The 21513-nt window shown below is 63.5% G+C and carries 19 protein-coding genes; 7 read left to right on the top strand and 12 right to left on the bottom strand.

Annotated features, from left to right (window positions below; all coding sequences use genetic code 11):
- Window positions 1–1080, top strand: a 1080-nt coding sequence (locus OES25_15900; protein ID MDH3629124.1) for a sensor domain-containing diguanylate cyclase, incomplete at its 5' end; no start/stop codon positions are given.
- Here the strand turns inward: OES25_15900 and mce are convergent.
- From mce to OES25_15840, 12 genes are read right to left on the bottom strand one after another with little or no spacing between them, the layout of a single operon-like run.
- Entirely contained in the window at window positions 1077–1811 is a 735-nt protein-coding gene (gene mce / locus OES25_15895) for a methylmalonyl-CoA epimerase (GenBank protein MDH3629123.1), read from the bottom strand. The two genes, OES25_15900 and mce, sit on opposite strands and share 4 nt — an antisense overlap.
- A complete protein-coding gene (gene meaB, locus OES25_15890; GenBank protein MDH3629122.1) occupies window positions 1805–2755 on the bottom strand; it encodes a methylmalonyl Co-A mutase-associated GTPase MeaB in 951 nt (316 codons plus the stop codon). Before meaB ends, mce begins: the two co-directional genes overlap by 7 nt.
- A 7-nt stretch (window positions 2756–2762) precedes the next feature.
- Window positions 2763–3908 (bottom strand): acyl-CoA dehydrogenase family protein, encoded by a 1146-nt coding sequence (locus tag OES25_15885; protein ID MDH3629121.1) that lies wholly within the window; start codon window positions 3906–3908, stop codon window positions 2763–2765.
- Window positions 3909–3956: 48 nt separating this feature from the next.
- Window positions 3957–5018 (bottom strand): beta-eliminating lyase-related protein, encoded by a 1062-nt coding sequence (locus OES25_15880; protein MDH3629120.1) that lies wholly within the window; start codon window positions 5016–5018, stop codon window positions 3957–3959.
- Entirely contained in the window at window positions 4982–5758 is a 777-nt protein-coding gene (locus OES25_15875) for a tetratricopeptide repeat protein (GenBank protein ID MDH3629119.1), read from the bottom strand. Before OES25_15875 ends, OES25_15880 begins: the two co-directional genes overlap by 37 nt.
- Entirely contained in the window at window positions 5749–7533 is a 1785-nt protein-coding gene (locus tag OES25_15870; GenBank protein ID MDH3629118.1) for a BatD family protein, read from the bottom strand. Before OES25_15870 ends, OES25_15875 begins: the two co-directional genes overlap by 10 nt.
- Window positions 7530–8396: a tetratricopeptide repeat protein gene (locus tag OES25_15865; protein ID MDH3629117.1), complete on the bottom strand. Its 867-nt coding sequence runs from the start codon at window positions 8394–8396 to the stop codon at window positions 7530–7532. Before OES25_15865 ends, OES25_15870 begins: the two co-directional genes overlap by 4 nt.
- Complete coding sequence (locus tag OES25_15860; GenBank protein MDH3629116.1) at window positions 8393–9436, bottom strand: VWA domain-containing protein; 1044 nt, start codon at window positions 9434–9436, stop codon at window positions 8393–8395. The genes OES25_15865 and OES25_15860 overlap by 4 nt, the downstream gene beginning before the upstream one ends.
- Window positions 9433–10422 carry a VWA domain-containing protein gene (locus OES25_15855; protein ID MDH3629115.1) on the bottom strand — a complete coding sequence of 330 codons (990 nt, stop codon included), beginning with the start codon at window positions 10420–10422 and terminating at the stop codon, window positions 9433–9435. The genes OES25_15860 and OES25_15855 overlap by 4 nt, the downstream gene beginning before the upstream one ends.
- A 2-nt stretch (window positions 10423–10424) precedes the next feature.
- A complete protein-coding gene (locus tag OES25_15850) occupies window positions 10425–11387 on the bottom strand; it encodes a BatD family protein (protein MDH3629114.1) in 963 nt (320 codons plus the stop codon).
- A gap of 3 nt (window positions 11388–11390) precedes the next feature.
- A complete protein-coding gene (locus OES25_15845) occupies window positions 11391–12281 on the bottom strand; it encodes a DUF58 domain-containing protein (GenBank protein ID MDH3629113.1) in 891 nt (296 codons plus the stop codon).
- Window positions 12278–13267 carry a MoxR family ATPase gene (locus OES25_15840; protein ID MDH3629112.1) on the bottom strand — a complete coding sequence of 330 codons (990 nt, stop codon included), beginning with the start codon at window positions 13265–13267 and terminating at the stop codon, window positions 12278–12280. Before OES25_15840 ends, OES25_15845 begins: the two co-directional genes overlap by 4 nt.
- Before the next feature lie 188 nt (window positions 13268–13455).
- Between OES25_15840 and OES25_15835 the strand changes: the two genes are divergently transcribed.
- From OES25_15835 to OES25_15810, 6 genes are all read left to right on the top strand, one after another.
- Window positions 13456–14700 (top strand): methyl-accepting chemotaxis protein, encoded by a 1245-nt coding sequence (locus OES25_15835; protein MDH3629111.1) that lies wholly within the window; start codon window positions 13456–13458, stop codon window positions 14698–14700.
- A complete protein-coding gene (locus tag OES25_15830) occupies window positions 14697–15134 on the top strand; it encodes a chemotaxis protein CheW (protein MDH3629110.1) in 438 nt (145 codons plus the stop codon). Before OES25_15835 ends, OES25_15830 begins: the two co-directional genes overlap by 4 nt.
- Window positions 15134–16984, top strand: coding sequence for an ATP-binding protein (locus OES25_15825; protein ID MDH3629109.1), 1851 nt, complete (start codon window positions 15134–15136; stop codon window positions 16982–16984). The genes OES25_15830 and OES25_15825 overlap by 1 nt, the downstream gene beginning before the upstream one ends.
- A 16-nt stretch (window positions 16985–17000) precedes the next feature.
- A complete protein-coding gene (gene rsmA / locus OES25_15820; GenBank protein ID MDH3629108.1) occupies window positions 17001–17816 on the top strand; it encodes a 16S rRNA (adenine(1518)-N(6)/adenine(1519)-N(6))-dimethyltransferase RsmA in 816 nt (271 codons plus the stop codon).
- Window positions 17817–17842: 26 nt separating this feature from the next.
- Window positions 17843–19519, top strand: a complete 1677-nt coding sequence (locus OES25_15815) for a ribonuclease J (protein MDH3629107.1) — start codon at window positions 17843–17845, stop codon at window positions 19517–19519.
- Between the two features lie 9 nt (window positions 19520–19528).
- Window positions 19529–21513, top strand: a 1985-nt coding sequence (locus tag OES25_15810) for a DNA translocase FtsK 4TM domain-containing protein (GenBank protein ID MDH3629106.1), incomplete at its 3' end; no start/stop codon positions are given.

Genomic DNA, 21513 nt, shown 5'->3' with positions numbered 1-21513 from the left:
GTCATGATCAACGGTGCACAGATCGTTCTTGCACAGCTCAGCCGAACGGAGACGGCGTGGCGCAAGGCCAACGGGCAGCTGACGGATCGTGTTTCGGAACTCGACACGCTACACGCCATCGGTCGAGAGATCGTCTCGTCCTTGAATCCACAGCGTGTCTTTCGAATTGTCGATCGAGAGACTCGCAAGATCTTCGATGTCGACTTCGTCGTCATCGCTTTGGCCGGACAGGATGAGTCCTCGCTGAAGACCGCGTACCGCCGCGGGCACGAACGGACCGCCGACATCGGTTCGCAACCCGTTCTCGGTGGTCCGATGCTGTGGGTTGCCGACGAGAAGCGGGCACGGAGAATCGACGACCTCGGTCGAGAGTCTCCCGGATCGCGATTCCCCAAGGAGCTCACGCGCTCCGGCATGCAGTCCGCAGTCACCGTACCTCTCATCGTCGAGGATCGCGTCATTGGCGTGATCAGCCTTCAGAGCGAGAAGGTTGGTTGCTTCGACGATCACCAGATGAACCTGCTCACGACCATCGCTCAGCAAGCGGCGATCGCCATCGAGAATGCCCGTCACTACCAACTGGCGACGGTGGATTCGCTAACCGGTTTCTTCGTCCGCGACCATTTCTTCAATCGCCTGGAGGAGGAATTCCAACGCGTCGGACGCTACGGCGGCAGCTTCACACTCCTGATGGTCGATATGGATGGGTTCAAGTCCATCAACGATCGCTACGGGCATCTGGCCGGAGATCGCTATCTTCACGCGATCGCTGAGACGATTCGCAACGAGCTTCGGGCCGCGGACATCTGCTGTCGATACGGCGGGGACGAGTTCTGCTTCTTGCTGCCGGAAACAAACCTCGATGCGGCCAAGACTATTGCCGAACGTATACGAACCGCCGTCTCCGAGAAGATCGTGGGCGATCAGGGCGCCGTCCTTCGCGCGACGGTCAGCATCGGCCTGGCAACCTATCCCGATCATCCCGCTGAGGATCTCCACGGATTACTGAGGAACGCCGACGAAGCCCTCTACCGGGCCAAACGCGCAGGTAGGGATCGCGTGGTTCCTTTCGCCGCCTAGTCCCCGAAGTACTCGGTGACATCGAAACCCGTCCGTTCCTCGAACCTCTCATACAACGCCGGGATTTCGCCGCTGGGGCGATCGAGCAGTATCTTCTCGATCCGTGCCATCGGGACGAATAGAACGGACGGCCCGCCGATACCGAGATCGTCCCTCTCGACCTGGGCGACCCAGTCATCGAATGAAGACAGGTCAACTCCCTCTACGGTCGCGCCGGATGGATCCATCGCACGCAGCATTCCCCATAACTTCTCCTGGGGATCTCTTAGATAGAGCAGCACAGGCGCACCCGGTGCGACGACATTCGGCAATGCCTTTTGCTTGTTCGTGGTGAGTTCGCACAACTCCACGAGAACCCCGCCGGTGGCCCGGGGATGCACGAAGGCGACCTTGTGCCCCCCTGCCCCGATACGTGGCGCCTCACCGACGAGCGGAACGCCCTTCTCCCGCAGTCGCCGGATCAGCTCCGAGAGATCGTCGACCTCGAAGTTGACATGGTGGATTCCCTCTCCGCGCTTCTCGATGAACCGCGCGATCGTCGAACCACTGTCCGTCGCCTCCAGCAGTTCGAGATTCGATTCGCCCACCGGAAGGAACGCGACCTGGACCTGCTCTCCCAGGACCGTCTCCCGCCCGACCACGTCGAGACCCAGAATTTCGGACCAGAACGGCAGCCGCTCGTCGATCGAGCCGACGGCCAACCCAATGTGATCGATCTTGCGAATCATGATTCCTCCAGTTCGATTCGACGCATCAATCGGTCCACCACCGAGTAGGGATCCTCCTGCCGCTCGGCGACAAGCCCGATCGACCGATCCCACTCCTCGGCCACGGCGGGCAATGCAAGCACGTGACGCAGCAAACGATCCGTCAGCACGGCATGCAATCGCGCAGAGGCTCGCTCCAGGCTCCGTGTCCGACGCCCCTGCTCCGCGACGTCCGCGCCCAGCTCCAGGAGGATCGCCTGCAGCTCGGGGATCCCCTCTCCGGTCACCGCGACCGTCTTCAGGATCGGCGGCCTGGGCCGCGGCCCCGTGTCAACGAGAGAGAGCATGTACTTCAGGTCGGCGTCTAGACGGTCCGCACCGGGGCGGTCGGACTTGTTGATGACGAAGATGTCGGCGATCTCCAGGATCCCGGCCTTGATCGCCTGGATATCGTCGCCCATACCCGGCACGAGGACAACGACCACCGAGTCGGCGGTCTTGACCACCTCGACCTCGTCCTGCCCCACGCCGACGGTCTCGACGAGGATCGGGTCGTAACCGGCAGCATCCATGAGATCGATGGCGTCGTTGGTCGTTCGTGACAACCCACCAAGATGACCGCGAGTCGCCATCGAGCGGATGAACACGTCGGCATCCATGGCGTGTTCCTGCATGCGAACTCGATCGCCGAGGATCGCGCCGCCGGAGTAGGCGCTTGAAGGATCCACCGCCACGACACCGACGCGTTTGCCGGCTGCGCGGTAATCCTTGATCATCTGATCGACGAGACTCGACTTCCCGGCACCCGGCGATCCCGTAAGTCCAATCACGCTCGCGCGACCGGTACGAGAGAAGACCGCACGCAGGACATCCCGCGCAGCCGGTGCATTCTCCTCGACCATGGTGATCGCACGGGCGAGCGCACGGGTCTCACCGGCCAAAACTCTGTCCGCCAGACTACGGGACATGGAACCCTCAGAAGCTCTTCAGCAGTTCCCGGGCGATCACAATTCGCTGGATCTCGCTGGTTCCCTCACCGATCGTACACAGCTTCATATCGCGGTAGAACTTTTCCACGGGGAAGTCCTTGACGTAGCCGTATCCGCCGAAGATCTGCAACGCCTTGTCGGCGACCTCGACACCTATCTCCGATGCGAACAGCTTCGCCATGGCGGCATCGCGAGTCACCGGCATGCCGCTGTCCTTGAGCCATGCAGCCCGGTAGATCATCAGAGCGGCGGCCTCGATCTTGGTCGCCATATCGGCAAGCATGAACCGAATCGCCTGAAAGTCGGCGATCGGTTTGCCGAATTGAGTCCGTTGTTTTGCGTAGCGGGCGGCCGCCTCATAGGCCCCACGGGCCATCCCCAGGGCCAACGCCGCGATCGAAATCCGACCCCCGTCAAGGATCTTCATCGCGTCGATGAATCCCATGCCGCGCTCCCCTATCAGCTGGTCGGCCGGGATGCGACAGTCCTGCATGATGACCTCGGACGTGTCGGAGGCGCGAAGCCCCATCTTGTCCTCTTTCTTGCCGGGGGTGAATCCGGGTGTTCCCTTTTCGACGACGAACGCGGAGATGCCCTTGTTGCCCTTCTCCTTGTCCGTCACGGCGAACACCACCACGACATCGCCGACCGTGCCATGGGTCGTGAACGTCTTGGCGCCATTCAGCAACCACTGATCCCCGTCCAGGACTGCGGTGGAACGGGTCCCGGAGGCATCGGAGCCGGCGGTCGGCTCCGTGAGACTCCAACCACCGATCCACTCCCCACTCGTCAGTCGGGGAAGGTACGTTTGTTTCAGTTTGTCGCTGCCGGCGATGTAGATGTGGTTGGTGCAGAGGCCATTGTGGGCCGCGACGGAGATGCCCACCGAGCCATCGACCCGCGACAACTCCTCGACCACCAGGGCGTACTCCATGTAGCCAAGGCCGGCACCGCCGTAGGACTCCGGAAACATGATGCCGAGCAGACCCAACTCACTGGCCTTGCGAATAATCTCCCGTGGGAACTCCTGCGCCTCGTCGTACTTCATGATATCGGGCGCGATCTCGCGTTCGGCGAATTCGCGAACCGTGCTACGGAGCAGTTCCTGGTCTTCGGTCAGACTGAAATCCACTTCATCACTCCAGAATTCAGGGAAATATCCGCATTATGGCACACGGTGCTAGAGCGGCTTCCAGGCCTCGCGGATCTTGTCGCATGCGGCGTCGAGGTCGGAATCGTCCACATCCAGATGGGTCACGAATCGAACCCGTCCCGGTCCCATGCTTCCGGCCAGCAGGCCACGATCGTGGAGACCCTGAAGGAACGCTCGATCCAGCGACGGGTCGTCGAGTTCGGCGATCACCATATTCGTCTCGACCTCACCGGACAGACCCATTCCGGGCAGCTCCGACAGACACACGGCGATGCGTTGCGCGCGGCGATGATCGTCGACCAGCCGCTCGCGATGATGATCCAGGGCCCAGAGACCCGCGGCCGCGAGGATCCCGACCTGCCGCATGCCCCCACCCAGCCGTTTGCGGATAACCCGCGCCTCCTCGATGAACGACGCCGAGCCACAGAGCATCGAGCCGACCGGTGCGCCCAGCCCCTTCGAGAGACAGAACATCACGCTATCGAACCCGGAAACCAGATCGGAAACATCTCGACCGAGAGCATGCGCCGCGTTGAAGACCCGCGCGCCGTCCAGGTGCAGCGCGACTTCGCGCCCCTGGGCCATCGTCTGCAACTCCGACACGGCAGCCAGGGGCAGCACGCGTCCACCGGCGTGCGCGTGCGAATTCTCCAGAACGAACAGACGCACCCTGGAGATGTCGTACTCGGGGGGTGCAGAGAGAATGGGTCGTACGTCCTCCTGAGACGGCAGACCGCCGACGCCGACGAGCGTCTTGACCTGTGCCCCGGAGATGGCCGCCATGGCCCCGAGTTCGTACAGGACGACATGACTGCCCTCCTCGGCGAGGACCTCGTCGCCCGGACTCGTCGCAAGGTTGATCGCAATCTGGTTGCCCATCGAGCCACTGGGGACGAAGAGGGCCGCTTCAAGCCCCACGATTCCTGCGGCACGTTCCTCGAGGGCCCTCACGGTCGGGTCCTCTCCGTAGACGTCGTCACCGACCTCGGCCGTCGCCATCGCACGACGCATCTCCGCTGTCGGGCGGGTCACCGTATCGCTACGGAGATCGATCACCGGACGGACTCGATGGTCGCGCTGGGCAGCCACCCGCTGAGTCCATTGGAGAGTGAGACCTGCGACCAATCGTTGCGCTCATCACGAAGCTCGACGGTCAGCCCCTCGTGCACCGTAAACAACGTCGCATTATTTCTCCCCGGCCCTCCGAGCACCTCAACCGCCGTAACCTGAACCACCGCGCGCTCCGTTCCGACCAGCCGCTTCCAGGTCACGTACCAGGAGGCCCCGGTGAGGGCCAGCAACAGCACGAGGATGGCCAGGATCCAACCGATGCGCGCCTTGAAGCCGTCACGTCGGGCCAGGCCGACGACGATGACCAACAGCAACAGCCACCAGAGACCGAGTGCCAGCCACCCGTGGAGGGTGGTCCCGATCCCGTTCTGGAGGCGAATGGCGTACGCCAGGCTCGCCGGTACGGGCTCGGGATCAATCCGATCGAGACAGAAGGACTTTGCGTACTCCAGATTCTCGCGAATCTCCCTGTCGTTGGGAGCCAGGAGCACGGCACGCTCGTAGTGCAGGATCGCCTCGCCTCGACGATCCTGCCGGAACAGCGCGCCGGCGAGGTTGTATTCCACGACCGGGTCGCGAACCCGGTAGAGCAACAGACTCTCGTACGCGGAGACGGCGTCGTCATAGCGCCCATCGGCGTAGGCCTCGTTGGCTCGAGAGAAGACCTCCTCGGCGGTCTCGGCACGAACGTGCGTGCACGGCGCGACGACGAACACGCCGAGCAAGACGACCCATCGCGCCAGGACCCTCAGTTCCATCCGCGCTCCACATCGTTGACCACACGAAGCGCCTGCTCCAGCAGTTCCTCTCGACGCTCGGCCCGTGAGGACGCCGGGACGAATCGCGCGTAGTCACACTGCTCCAGGACACTTCGGAACTCCCGACGCAACTCGGGGTCGATGTCGCGAGACGCCAGTAACTCCTCCGCGAGCTCGTAGGTCATTCCGGATGCGGATCGGTCGAATCGGTCGGCGACGTAATCCACCAGGGCCCGGGCCATCTGCTCGTGGTACGTGGCACCGTCCAGCTGGGAGCCGCCTTTGCGGAGAGAGGCGAGCGCCTTGCGGGCACGACTGAACGCGCGTCGAGATCGCAGTAGACCGCGATCTTGACGAAGTCGCTCCTGCCGTCTGCCGAACCAGACGAGGAGTGGCGCCAGCACCATCGGGGTCGCCGCCGCAACGACATATGCACGCCCACGACCCTGAGTGTCCGCGTATCGCAGTCCACCCTCCAGTCGCTTCAAATAGTGCAGGTCTTTACGACGAGGACGCAGTTGAGTCCGCGTCGTGCCGTCGTCCCGTGTGCCCGTACCCCGATCGACGGTCAGCGGGATCGGTGTCGAACGAGCGACCCGGTACTCGCCGGCGTCTGGATCGAAGTAGGGAAACTCGATCGCCGGTACCTCGAGAGTCCCCGGAGTCAAGGGCACCAGGACCCATTCCCACGTACGCTGGGACTTACTTGGATTGCCGATTTCGAATCGACGTTCGACCACCCGCGGGTCGAATGCCTGCAGGTCGGGCGACAGTCGCAACTCAGGCGTCTGCACGGTCTGCAACGACCCCGCACCGCTGAGGGTGAGTAGAAGCGAGACGGCATCGTCGACGGCGGCCTCGGCGCGGTCCAGGCTGGAGCGCGACGAGAATGAGCCGACGAGACCGTCGAAACCGTCGGGGGCTCCGCCAGGGAGGGTGCGAACACGCAATTTCAACGGATCACTCTCACGGATGACCCGTCGCGATCGTGTCGAGAATCCAAAGAAATCTCGTCGGCCGACCGGGACGGAGAGCTGGATGATGTACTTGCCCAGGTCGAACTCCCCGGCCTGGGACGGGACGATCACCCGGCGCTGTAGCGGGTAGACGAGGTATCGACGGCTACCGAGAACCCGTGTTTGACGCTCACGATCAGGGTCAACCTTGTCGCTCTCGACCCACATCCCCTGGCCCTCGAACTCCGGCTGCTCGACGTAGTTGAGGTTGGACACGCCCTGCTGTGCTGCATAGAGCGACAGCTCAAGCGAGACGGCCTCACCGACCCAGACGTCGTTCTTTCCGAGGCGGGCCTCGATGAAGATGTCGGGCTCGTCCGGAGTTGCGGATGCTGCGGTCCCGGTAGGTGGCGGCGGATTGCGCAACTTGCTCGCGGCCACTTCGAACTGAATGTTGCCGACGTCGTATTCCTCACCACTGATCCGAATCTTGAACGCCGGGATCTCCGCCTTTCCCGGTCCCTCGGGTAGAAGCGACCAGATCAACCGGTGGTCGCTCGAGGTCTTCCCGTTAACCCACGAATGGTTCGTCTGCGATGACGGACCTCCGATCACCCGCAGGTTCTTCATCGGCGGAAGGACACCCACCTCCACCTCCGGCGCGACGGTCCCGACGATCTGCACGATCAACTGGACCGGCTGGGAGTCCTCGATCCCGCGATCCGGCTGGATCGCCGTTCGGACCTGGAATGTCTCCGCCGCGACGGGTGCGCTCACCAGCGCACAGATCGCGAGGATCACGAGCGCGAATCGGATCACCAGTCCTTCTCCCGATTCTTCCCCTTACTTCGGACCTTGCTCTTGCGGTGCTCCTTGAGGTTCTCCTGCTCGAGCGCGGCGACACCGTCCAGGAGACGTTCGGCCTCCTTCTCGGACATCTCGCCGGCAGCGGATTGCCCTTTCCCGGCCTCTCCCTCGCCGGATTCCGACTCACCCTGCTCGGACTGCCCGCCCTGTCCCTGTTCGTCCCCGGAGTCGGACGGCTCGCCGGACTCCTGCGAGTCCTGAGACTCATCCTCGGACGTCTGGTCTTCGGACGATGACGGATCTTGCTGCTCGCCGTCCTGCTCTTCGTCCGACCGGGACTCGTCTTCACCCTCCTGCGAATCCCCCTGCCCCTGCTGAGGCTCCTGTTCACCATCCTCGGAATCCGAGGGATCGTCGGAAGGTTGCTGGTCGGATTGCTGCTCCTGTGCCTGCATGGCGCGCACGGCCAGCTCCAGATTGCGTTGGGTGGGAGCGTCCCCGGGTGCCGCTCGGAGAGCCCTCTCGTAGGCCTCGATCGCCCCCGGCCACTCCTGTTGCTCGAAGCGCGCGTTGCCGAGATTGAACGACGCAGCTGCCTCGAGCTCCGTGCTGGGAGACGAAAGCAGCGAGCGCCGATAGGACTCCGCCGCGCCTTCAAAGTCCCCCTGCCGATAGAGCACATTTCCGATGTCGTAGAACAGCTCCGGCGCTTCGGGGCTATCGGTCTGCGCATCGGTGTACGAACGCAGTGCGGATTCCAGATCTCCCGAGTTATAGGCCTCATTGCCGGCTTCGGTCTTGCGGTGTGCCGAACCGCCGACTCCCAGCACGGAGGCCATCAACAGAACAACCGAGAGGACAGACGCGCTACTCATCGAATCCCCCCTCCGTCACGGACACCCGTCACGCGACGCTCGGGTACCAACAGAACACCGATCAACGCGGCGATCGCCACGGCCAGAGGATACTGGAACCTCTCTTCATACCTGGCCCGCAGGACGGCGCCGAACTCTCCGTCGTCCAGGTTGGCCAGTTCGCTGATGATCTCGCCGATCTCGACTCCGCTGACGGTTGCCCGTTGATACGATCCACCGGTATCGAACGCGATGCTCTCGAGGGTCTCCTCCACGAGCCGCGTGGTCACGATCCGATCGTCGCGATCCGTCTTGTAACCGATACCATTGCCTTTTGCGTCGCGAAGCGGAATCGGCGCCCCCCGGGACGTCCCGGTTCCGATCGCATAGATTCTTACGCCTCGCTCGCTGTATTTGTCTAACACCGCCTCCAACTCGCCCTCGTGATCCTCGCCATCCGTGAGAAGGACGACCGCTCGCGACCTCGAGAATTCATCTTCATCGTCCCCGAATGAGGCCAGCGCCAGCGACATGGCCTCGGCCATCGCGGTCCCCGGGATGGTTACGGCCTCCGCATCGATCGGTTCGAGAAACAGTCGAACCGCCCCGTGGTCCAGCGTCAGCGGACATGCGATCGTCGCTTCGCCGGCGAACGTAACCAGCCCCACCCGCTCACCGGGCAGTGACGTCAGTAGACGCTCGATCTTACGCTTCGCCTGCGACAGACGACTCGGAGGCAGATCCTCCGCCGCCATACTCAGCGAAGTATCCAGCACCATGAATACATCCGAACCCCGCCGTTCGACCGACTCGACTCGGGTACCCCACTGCGGCCGGGCAGCCGCGAGGATCGTCGCAACGAGAACGACAACCCAGAGGATGGTCTGGACGGTGCGCCGATGATGACTCACTTCTGAGCGGAACCGTTCGAGCCACACGTCACCGCCCGCGAAACGCCGAAGGGCGCCGAGCCGACGACGACGGACCCACACGCCAAGCAGAAGCAGGACGGGCACCATCAGGAGCCACCCCAGTTCCTCCGGTGATCCGAACCGAATCATGGAATCTTCCGCAGTCGGGTGCTCGAGAGCAACCGCTCGAGAAACAGAGTGATCAACGCCGGCAGCAGGAACCAGTGAAAGAGTTCGGCATAGAGAATTCGCTCGCGACTCTCGATCTCGGTCTTCTCCAGTTGATCGATGGTCTCGAAGACGTGTTTCAGACCGTCGGGATCCTTCGCGTTGAAATACTCGCCGTCCGTCCGTTCGGCGATCTCCTTCAGCGTCTCCTCGTCCAGCGGGAACCGTTGCCGCTGACGGCGTCCACCGAAGTTGTCCGGATTGACGTAGGTCACCCAGTCGTTACTACCCACACCGATCGTGTACACCCGGATACCCAACGCCTTGGCCGCATCCGCAGCATCCCGTGGGGCGATCTGTCCGGTGTTGTTTTCGCCATCGGTCAACAACACCACGAGGCGACTCTTTGCCTCGGAGTCTCGCAACCGGTGCACCGCCGTCGCCAGGCCGATTCCGATGGCCGTTCCATCGAGTTCGCGGGTCGCAAAGTCCACCTGACCGAGGAACTCCGCCAGCATCGTGTGATCCAGCGTCAGCGGGCAACGGGTGCTGGCCACTCTCGAGAACGCCACCAGGCCGATCCGATCCGTCGTTCGGCCGGCGACAAACTGCTCAATCATCTGCTTCGCCACGCCGAGTCGGTGATCGGGCTGAAAGTCCTCACCACGCATCGAGTTCGACACATCGAGTGCGATGACGATATCCACACCCAGCGTTCGGATCGTCTCCAACCTCGACTCCGCCTGCGGGCGGGCGATCGCCAGGATCATCAGTCCCGCCGCAAGGAGTCGCATCCACGGCAACCAGCCGTTGATGACGATCCATGGGTTGCGTAGCGCCCGAAGGCGCTCGCCCGCCAGGGGAAGCGAAAGTCGGCTCACTCCCCGCCCGGGACGCCGGATCAACCGGTACACGACGGGCAACAGCAGAACCAGAGCGGCCAGTGCCCACGGAGTCGCCAGCCGCATCGTCACGACGCCTCCTCCTGTCGGACCGCTTGCGGCCGCGTCTGGTCCACCAGACGATAGACAGCCTCGATGCTTTGCTTGCACGCATCGCTGTCGGGACGCGAGCGGGCGAATTTGACTCGATCGGCCTCCTGGAGAATCTCCACCAGATCCGACACGGCCGCGTCCGGAGCACCGACGTCCGCAAGACCCGGGCGAACCTCCGCGGTGGTCCGCTCCATCAGATCCACACGGTACCTGCCACTCACGTACCACTTCACGATCCGTGAGAGCTCCGCGTAGAACAGATCGATCCGACCGTTCTCGGGAAGACGCTGATCCAGGAGGCGCTGGAGTTCCTGATAGACCCACTCGTGAGGAGCCATCCTCTGGAACGGATCGGTCGGCATCTCGACGGCGACAAGCTTCTGCCCGTAGCGTCGCTGGACGTACCAGATGACCAACGCGACGAGGAGCAGGAGAAACAGGATGCCCCCTGCAATCCAGAGCGCGGTGTAGTCCGGCGAGATCGATGCCGGCGCCTTCAGGTCCGCCTTCTCCGGCTCACCGGTGTCCCATTCTTCCCCATCCACGACACTGGTCACCTGGACCAACGTCTCGGCTACCTGAAGAAACCCCTCGCCGCCATCCCCATAGGAGAAGGTCAGCTCGGGAATCACGTGCTCACCGGTTCGGAAGACCCGGATCGTCGCATTCCACACCCAGACGACCTGATCCTCGGCGGTCGCCGACGATGGCGTCCAACTGGATTCCACGACCTCGAAGGGACCGAGAGCGTTCGACGACGGCGGCGGATCGAAGGTCGTCCCCGACGGCAAGGTAATCGTCACGGTGACGGAGAGCGGATCGCCGACGGCAATCGACTCCGGCTCCACGGCGATCGAAACACCCGTCTCGGCACCCACGAGCGACGTCGCCGTCAAGACGACGACGAACCATGCGATGACGACGCGCATCCAGCCCACGAATCAGCCTCCCGACCGCATCGCTCGACGCGCGCGCTCGCGGAAGAAACGCGCCAGCGGTTTCTCGTAGTCCTCGTCGGTGGACAGGTTGAGCAGGTCCATGCCGATTCGGCGAAACGAATCGACAAGCAAATCGCGTCTCACGCTCTCGGCGCGACTGTAGGCCGATCGAACCGACGCGCTGGAGGTATCGATTAGACCGGTATCGCCTGTCTCGGGGTCTCGCACCGAGACAAGCCCCACCGGCGGGAGTTGTTGTTCCCTTGGGTCCGAGACCGCGATTCCGACCATGTCATGCTTGCGGGCCAGCACACGAAGCGTCTTCTCGTAGCCCTGGTCCTGAAAATCCGAAATCAGGAAGATCACCGCACGCTTCGCGACGACCCGCTGCAGATACTCGAGTGCGGTACGGATCGAGGTGCGACGCCCTTCGGGTTCCGCCGTCAGCACCTCGCGGAGAACACGCAACCCGTGCTCGCGACCCTTGCGTGGAGCCAGAAAGGTCTCGACGCGATCGGTGAACAGGATCAGCCCGACCCGATCGTTGTTGCGAATCGCAGAGAACGCCAGAAGCGCCGCGATCTCCGCCGAACGCTGAGCCTTGGTTTCCGTCGCGGTTCCGAATCGCTCGGACCCGCTGGCGTCCACAACCAGCAAGACCGTCAGCTCACGCTCCTCCGTGAACTTCTTCACGTACGGATGCGCGGAGCGCGCCGAGACATTCCAGTCGATCGTTCGAACGTCGTCTCCGGCCATGTACTCTCGGACTTCCGAGAACTCCATCCCCCTCCCACGAAACACGGAGTGGTAGGAGCCGGCCAGACTGTCCTGAATCAACCGGCGTGTTCGGATCTCGAGCCGCCTTACGCGGCGCATGACCTCCCGTGGATTCATGGAACCTCTACGGCATCGAACACCCTTCGCACGATATCGTCCGAGGAGATCGCCTCGGCCTCTGCCTCGTAGGAGAGGATCAGTCGATGCCGCAACACGTCGCCACCGATCGCCTTCACATCTTCCGGCGTCACGAAACCACGTCCGCGGATGAACGCGTGTGACCTCGAGGCGGCCATCAGGCCGAGCGTGGCACGAGGCGACGCGCCGTACTGGAGCAGCCCTTCCAGATCGAGTTCGTAGGCGGAGGGTTCCCGCGTCGCGTGGACGATCCGGACGATGTAGTCTCGCACTCGATCGTCGACATAGATCGCCTGGACCGCCTCCTTCGCGCGGGACAGGGCCTCCAAGTCGAGGATCGGCTCGATGGACGGAGTCTTGCCGTCACCCATGCGATCGAGGATCTCCCGTTCATCGGCCATCGAGGGGTAGTCCAGCTTCACCTTCATCATGAATCGATCGACCTGCGCCTCGGGGAGTGGGTACGTACCCTCCTGCTCGATCGGATTCTGGGTTGCGAGGACGAGGAACGGCTTCGGTAGCGGGTAGGTCGTTTCGCCGATCGTCACCTGTCGTTCCTGCATCGCCTCGAGGAGTGCCGACTGCACCTTCGCCGGTGCCCGATTGATCTCATCGGCCAGGACGAAGTTCGCGAATAGCGGTCCCTTTCTGGGGACGAACTCGCCATCCTTCTGATTGAAGATCAATGTGCCGGTGAGATCGGCGGGAAGGAGGTCGGGTGTGAACTGCACCCGTTGGAAGCTGCCGTGTACCGCGGCGGCCATGGTCCGCACCGCCAGGGTCTTGGCCAGACCGGGCACTCCTTCAAGAAGTAGATGCCCATCCGAGAGCAGGCCGATCAGCATCCTGTCCAGCAGATACCGTTGGCCGACGATGACCTTGCGAACCTCCGTGAGGAGCCGCTCGACGCCTCCGGATTCTCGCTGAACCCACTCCTGAACCGATTGTACGTCTCCGTTCTGCATTCGAGCCCTCGAATTCTTCTTGCGCGGAGCGCCTTAGCTATTGGGGAATAAGAAGTTACGGATTCTACGAGCGGTCCCGGGGCCTGTCAAACGGGGAGAATCCGGCCCGGGTGGACGATCGGCGATCGAAAACCGATATTCCGGAGGGGACGGTCCCGAGGAGTCGGGGCGGGATCACGGGGACGACGATGCAATCAAAACTCGGCGCCGGATTCATCCTGGTCGCGTTCCTCTACCTACTGGTAGGCCTGTCGGTTCCCCGACTTCAGTTCCCGGCCATCGCATCCACGATGCTGACCGCGAGCCTCTACCTGGTCATCGGCCTCGGGGTCGCATGGCTCCTCTCCCGAAAGATCAATCGACGACTGAGTCATCTCGCACGTATCGCGGCGCTCGTCCGCGATGGGGACCTGACGCAGACGGTACCGGTGGACGGCGACGACGAAATCGCTGAACTCGGACATACGCTGCAGGTGATGTCCGACAGTCTTCGGAAGATCGTCGTGGAGGTTCAGGACACCTCGAGTCAGATCAACGACTCCACGGTCCGACTCCTCCACTCGTCGGAGTCCGTGACTCGCGCCACGAACGACATCGCTCATTCCACCGCCATGATCGCCCACGGCGCCGAGGAGCAAGCGACGCAGGTCACGAAGACCTCCGAGGCGACCCGGTCGTGGGCCGATGTCGCCGGCGAGATGGCCGAACACGCGGAACAGGTTCATCGCATGGCACGCGAGGCCAATCGCCGCGCCAGTCGCGGGCGGACCGACGCGCAGGTCGCGGCCAAGGGAATCGAAGACTGGAAGACGCGCAACCTCGCGGCTGTCGAGGCGATGGAGAGTCTTCGCGGACAGGCGAGCGAGATCGGCAGCCTCATCGGCTCGGTCACATCCATCTCACACCAGACACAGTTGCTCGCCATCAACGCGGCCATCGAAGCCGCTCGTGCCGGTGAAGGGGGGCGCGGCTTCGCCGTCGTCGCCGACGAGGTCAGCCAGCTCTCCGACAGCGTGCGACACTTCGCCAAGCAGATCTCGAAAATCAGTCACGAGATAACCGACCGGGCCCGAACGCTGGGCGACCAGATTCGCGACACCGCCCAGTCCTCGGAGATGGTCGTCACCCGCCTCGACGATTCCCTCGCGTCGTTCGGCGAGATCCTTGAGTCCGTCGAGGGGACCGAGACCCAGGCTTCGCGAATCAACGACGCCAGCGAGAAGCAACGCACCTCGGCCGGTCAGGTTGTCGGGGCACTGCAGAGCATCTCGGAGATCGCCGACCGAAACTACCGTGGCAGCGAGGAGACCTCGGTCGCCACCCAGGGTCAAACCCAATCGGTGCAGACGATGTACGACTCCGTGCGTGGCCTCGCCGATACATCCCAGACCCTTCGCGATCTGGTCTCCGTCTTCAAGATCGGTCCACGGTGAACACCCACGCGACGACGGCCAGCGCGCCCCGGCTACAGCCCGCGCTTTGCTTCGATCTCGGCGTCGAGCGCTACGCCATCAGCCTGGATCGGGTCTGCGGTGTTGGGGCCCTCGAACGCGTCGAGCGTGTGCCCGGAACTCCCCCCGGCGTCTTCGGCCTCTGGAACCGGGGCGGACGAATCTATACCGTCATCGATCTTCCGGGCCTACTCCTTCGCGATAGCTGGAGCGGCGAGAGCTGGGCGGTCCGACTGGTACGTCCGTTCCCCTACCTTGCGCTCCGCGTACCGGCGAGTCTTCGGAGTCAGAACATGCCGCTCGTGGCACCCGGAGAGACTTGGCTGACGACGTTTCGATACGGCGGGCGAAGGACTCACCGCATCGAGATCCAGCCATTGGTTGAACTCCTCGAGCCGCAGGCACGGAGCTATTGATGGACCCCGGCAGGCTCAAGGAGCTGTTCCTGGAGGAGTCCCGGACCCACCTCGACACCGCCTACGAACAGTTCGCCACGCTCATGACGGCCGAGAAGCCGGCTCTCGCCATCGGCGCTCTTCTGCGCAGCTCCCACTCCCTCAAGGGGATGGCCGCCACGATGGGCTACGAGCCGATGGTCGAGCTGGCCCATGCACTTGAGGATCGATTCGAGATCATGCGGGACGAGGCGCTGAGCCTCGACGAGGTTCAGGAGGGGGCCTGTCGCACGGCTCTGGCGCTCCTCGCCGTGATGATCGACCAGGCCGAGTCCGGACAGCCCAGCCCTTCACCCGAAGCGCAGACCATCGTGGCACAGCTCCGGCGGCCTCTTCTGCCGACCGCTCAAACGCCGGAGCGTAAAGAGGACGAGTCGCCTCAACGCCCTCCCGTCTCGGAACCCGCCGTGGCGAAAGCGTCGTCCGCCGACGCGGCGCCGCGGTCCTGGCGTGTCGAGTGCTCCCTCGAGCGTGGCGACCCACCCCGTGCCGCGATCCGCGCGCTGAAACGATTGGCGGAGGTCGGGACGATCGACACGATTCACCCGCCACGAGTCAGTGGAGACCCGTCCGAGGTCAGCTATCGGATCCAGGTCACGCTGCTCCATCCCGGCCCTCACCATCAACTGGAACGTCAGCTCGGAGCTCTGTTCGCGGACGCCCCCCTGATCATCGAGCCCCAGTCCACCCAGCCGAAGGGAGTGGTCGAACGATCCGGAACCGGCGGCTGGTGTAGGGTCCATTCGGAGGACATCGACCGGGCATTCTCGGCCGTACGCGATCTGCTCCAACATCAGGAGGGTCCCTTCGAGGCCGACCGCATGCGGCGGACGGCACGCGGCGCCTACGCCTCGATGCGACGCCTGCGCCTGATCGAGTTCTCCGAGATCTCGACCCGGTTGCACGCGACGGTGCAACAGGCACTCTCCGATACCGGGCGCCAGGCGGAGCTTCGTATCGAGGGCGGAGAAGAACGACTCGACCGATCGAACCTAGAAACACTCCTGCCGTCCCTCCAGCACCTGCTGCGAAACGCAGTGGCACACGGAATCGAACCACCGACGACTCGCGAGGGTAACGGCAAGCCGGCCAGAGGCGCGATCGTGGTTCGGCTCAGTCGCCGAGATCGCTACTGGCGTTTGACGGTGCGGGATGATGGACACGGTATCGATACCGCAGCACTCAGAGTCCTCGCCGTCGAACGCGGCCTCCTGGATGCATCACGAGCGCAGGCCGCCCCCGAGACCGTCATCCGTGATCTCGTCTTCCGCCCGGCATTTTCAAGCCGCGAGGACGTCGACACGCTCTCCGGAAGGGGCGTCGGACTCGATGCCGTCAAACATGCCATGGAGAGTCTCGGCGGGCGCGTTGACTTCGAATCGCAGCCCGGGGTCTACACCGAATTCGTCTGTGAGTACCCGCAGCAGTCGTCACTCCAACAAGCCCTCGTGGTTCGCAGCTCCGAGAGTCACTACGCGTTTCCTCTGGACTGTGTCAACCGTGTCGTCGACATCGAAGGCCTCACTTCCGAGCCGGGTCGACAGGTCGGGCTCCAGGAGTGGCTTGGCATCGACGATTCCAGACGGACGAGTAGCGAGAACTACGCCGTGGTGATCCACGACGAGGACGGCCCGATTGCGATTCGCGTCGACGATGTCCTGGGTCGACGGGAACTTCTGACCCAACCGGTCGGACCACCCCTCTCCCGATTGACGCCGTACAGCCTGTTCGCGACACTCGAGGACGGCTGCGTCGTCATGGTGCTCGACCTCACACGGATTGACGAGACCGGCTATCATCGCGAGCGATGACCTCGTGTGAAATCAGATGAATGACCTGCCACCGGCCAGACGGTCGCTGGGTCAGAACTTCCTCATCCGTGCAGGCGCGATTCAGCGGATCGTGGAGTCGTTGGATGACGACGCCGGCCCACCTCGCGTCGTCGAGATCGGACCGGGTCGCGGCGCCTTGACCGAGCCCCTGATCCAGGCCGCCGGGACGATCGTTGCGGTCGAGGCCGACAAGATGCTCGCGGCAACGCTACGCGAGCGATTCGGCGCCTCTCTACGACTGGAGGAAGGCGACATCCTCCGGCAGCGATTCTCGGATCTGTTCGGGCGTCTGGAGCCCACGCCCGGCCTCCGTCACGTTGTCGGCAATCTCCCGTACAACATCTCGAAGCCGATCGCGATGATGCTGGTCGACCAATGCGATGCCGTCGACCGCGCGGTGGTCATGTTCCAGCAAGAGGTCGCCGACCGCTTTCTCGCCGGTCCAGGAGATAGCGCTTACGGTCCCCTGACCATTCTGACGGGCTGTCTCTATCGAGTCCGGCGGCTGATCGAGCTGCCTCCCAGCGCGTTCAGACCGCGGCCCCGTGTCCACTCGACCGTCGTCGCCTGGAACCGGCTTGGCTCGTCACCGTTCGACGATCCCACACGGCGACAGCGGCTCAAGGACTGTCTACGGGCCTGCTTCGCTCAGCGACGCAAGACCCTGCGAAACAACCTTCGTTCGAGTGGTCGGGGCGTCGAGCAGCTCGACACGCTGCTGAAGGAGCTGGATCTGTCCGGCGATGAGCGAGCGGAGAGCCTGGCTCCCGAGATCTTCTACGCGATGGCCGAGCGTTGGACGCAGCCTTGACCTTGCTATAATCGCGCGTTCCATCCATGAGCCCAACCAACCCGACAGACCGCCAACTCCAGATCGTTCCTCTCGGGGGGGTGGCGGAGTTCGGCAAGAACACGATGGTCTACCGCTGCGGAGACGACGCGATCATCGTCGACGCCGGCATGATGTTCCCGGGAGACGAGCTACCCGGCGTCGACACGGTCGTCCCCGACTTGAAATATCTGACGCAGTGCCCCCGGATCCATGGCCTGATTCTGACTCACGGGCACGAAGATCACGTTGGCGGGGTCCCACACCTCCTCAGGCAGCACCCGACGATCCCGATCTATGCCACCGACCATGTCCGGGAAATCCTTCGCATCCGACTCCAAGAGCACGGCGACATTCGAGACGTCGACCTCAGGCCACTGCCTCTGGCTGACGATCGCGTCGACCTGGGTCCGTTCGGCGTCCAGAGCCTCGCCGTCGCCCACTCCATCCCCTGCACGCGTGCCATCGCGCTTCACACGCCCCTCGGTCCGATCATTCATACGGCGGACTTCAAGTTCGATGACGCCCCGATCGACGGGGTCCGGACGGAGATCGAGAGGTTCCGCGAGTTCGGCGACGCCGGCGTCCTGGCGTTAATGATCGACAGCACCAACGCGGATCGCCTGGGATCGACACCGGGAGAGCATGTCGCCCTCGAGGGGCTGCGATCGGTTGTCGGGTCGGCGGACGGGCGCGTATTCGTCACTCTGTTCTCAAGCAACATCCATCGCATTCAGGGACTTGTCGATGTCGCTCGAGAGTGCGGGCGGCGTGTCGCGGTCGTCGGCGCATCGCTGATTCGTCATGTCGACATTGCGGAGAGACTGGGACTCATCCGCATTCCCGATGGCTTGCGCATCGCACCACGCAAAGCGATGGGCATCCCGTGCCGGAAACTCCTCGTCGTCGTGACCGGCTCTCAGGGCGAACCGACCTCTGCGCTCAGTCGTATCGCATTTGACCGTCATCGAGACTTCTATATCGAGTCGGGAGACCTTCTGGTTCACTCGGCGCGCAAGATACCCGGCAACGAGAAGCGCATCGAGCGGGTGTTCAACGAGTTGACGCGCATCGGAGTCGACATCGTGACCGCCGACGACGCAGCCGTCCATGTGTCGGGGCATCCCGCCGCCGACGACATCCATCGGATGCTCGAGGCGACCCGTCCGGCGTTCGTGGTCCCGGTCCACGGAGAACAGCGTCAACTTCGAGCCAACCGTGATCTTGCGGTCTCGTTCGGACAGGATCCGGACCGAGTCCCCCTGATGAGCTGCGGCGAGCGGCTGGTCCTTGACTGGGACGCGTGGACGTTACACGAGGATGTGCCGGTCGGGGATCAGTGGGTCGACTCCCTCGGAGAGATCGTCTCCTACGATGCGATCCGAGAACGGAGACAGGTCGGTGCCGACGGCGTGGTCGCCGTCGCGTGGACCCAGGACACGCTGCGGCGTCGCATCGAGGGCGACCCGGTTCTATCCGCCCGCGGGTTCGCGCCGCCCTTCCAACCTGGAGACACACTCTACCGCGGCGCGCAGGACACGGTCATCGAATCGGTGGTCACGGCGCCCCCCGAGGCCTGGCTCGACCCGGATCGCATGGCCGAACACGTGCACGGCGATCTACGGCGTTTTTTGAGACGACGGACCCGAAGACGCCCACTGATCGTCCCTCTCCTGTTAAAGTGAGAAGATCTGATGCCGAAGAAATCCACCAGAGCGGTGCGACGCGCCCGCACACGAGAGATTGGCGGCATTCTGCTGCTGCTGCTGGCCGTCATCGTCCTGATGTCGGTCATCTCTTATCGCGATGGCGATGGTGCGTGGTTCTTTGATGATGGCCCTTCACTACAGGGTCATACAGCCAACTGGCTAGGTCGATTCGGGGCCACCGTCGGTGAGCTGGCTCTCCAACTCTTCGGTGTCGTTTCATTCGTCCTCCCGATCCCACTGGCGTGGATCGGCTGGCGGGTCATCGTTACGAGCGACTCCCAGCGTCGTTCGTCGCCGAAGCCTCTGACCGGCTACCTCATTCTTCTGGCCCTGTTGGCGGTCTTCACGGACCTGCTATTCGGCGGCTTCGCCTACCGCGGTGGACAGTTCGGGACGGCCGGCGGCTATCTCGGGCAGCGCGTATCACTGATCCTGCAATCGATCCTCAATCGCCCCGGCGCGCTTTTGCTTACGGGCACCGCGCTCCTCGTCGCCTTCGCGCTGACGACGAGGATCTCGCTCGTGCGTTCGGCGGCCGTCATTACCAGCTACCTCTCCGCTCGCCTACCGGTCTGGCGTCGCTCCCTCGTCGCGGGGATCACCGGGATCGCGGGTTCCTGGCGTAGCGGTCGAGCCGCCGGCACACCGGCCCCACGAGCGACCGAGCCGGTCGCCCGAGCCACGCCTGCGTCTCCGCGGGCCCCGGCGTCGGCCGAGCGACCCACGATCACGCCGAAGTCGACGACGGTGTCGGCGTCGACCATCAAGCCCAAGCCGGTTCGCAAGCCCGCGGACGCCCCCCAACCCGTCCAGCGCGCGCTTCCGATCGACAAGCCGACCCGCGGCTACTCTCTCCCCCCGATCGAACTCCTCAACGAGCCGAAGGAACAATCGCGGGAGGGCGAGCGGGAGCTTCTGGAACGCGCCGAGCAGATCACCGCCAAGTTCTCGGAGTTCGCCATCGACGGTCAGGTCGTCGCGATCCACCCCGGGCCGGTCGTAACCACCTTCGAGTTCAAGCCCGAGGCCGGCGTCAAGTACTCGAAGATTACCGGGATGACCGACGATCTCAGTCTGGCCCTTCGCGCCGAATCGGTCCGCATCGATCGTCTCGCGGGACGTGCCACGATCGGGATCGAGGTTCCGAACTCCAACCAGGAGACGATCTTTCCCCGCGAATTGATCGACGCCGATCGCTTTCGAAACTCTCCTTCACGCTTGACCCTGGCCCTGGGCAAAGATATCCACGGCGAGCCGTTCTGCGCGGAACTCGATCGGATGCCGCATCTTCTCATCGCCGGCGCCACCGGTGCGGGCAAGTCGGTGGGTCTGAACGGCATGATCATCAGCATGCTGTTCAAATCGACGCCGAAAGACCTGCGTTTCATCATGATCGATACGAAGATGATCGAGCTCGGTGTCTACGAGGCGATCCCGCATCTCCTGGTCCCGGTGGTGACCGACCCCAAGCACGCGTCGACGGCCCTCAAGTGGGCGGTTCGCGAGATGGAGAACCGCTATCGTCGCCTGGCAGCCGTCGGCCTTCGAAACATCGCCCAATTCAATGCGTTGCTCGAGAAGGAACCGGATCGCACGATGGACGATCCGAAGACCGGCGAGCCGGTCCCTCTGAAACACCTGCCGTATCTCGTCGTCGTGATCGACGAGATGGCGGATCTGATGATGGTCGCTGCCTCGGATGTCGAGGAGTCCGTCATGCGTCTGGCACAGATGGCCCGGGCGGTCGGAATCCATCTCATCATTGCCACTCAGCGTCCGTCGGTCGATGTCATCACCGGAACGATCAAGGCGAATTTCCCGTCACGGATCGCCTTCCGGGTCTCTCAACGAGTGGACTCTCGCACGATCATCGACCAGCAGGGTGCAGAGAACCTCCTCGGGCGTGGCGACATGCTGCTACTCCCAACGGGGTCCTCACGGCTCCAACGTATCCACAGCGGTTACATCAC

It is taken from the genome of Acidobacteriota bacterium, from assembly GCA_029861955.1.
Lineage (GTDB): Bacteria > Acidobacteriota > Polarisedimenticolia > Polarisedimenticolales > Polarisedimenticolaceae > JAOTYK01.
Note: the sequence above shows the minus strand (reverse complement) of the source record. Positions and strands in the feature narration are given on the sequence as shown.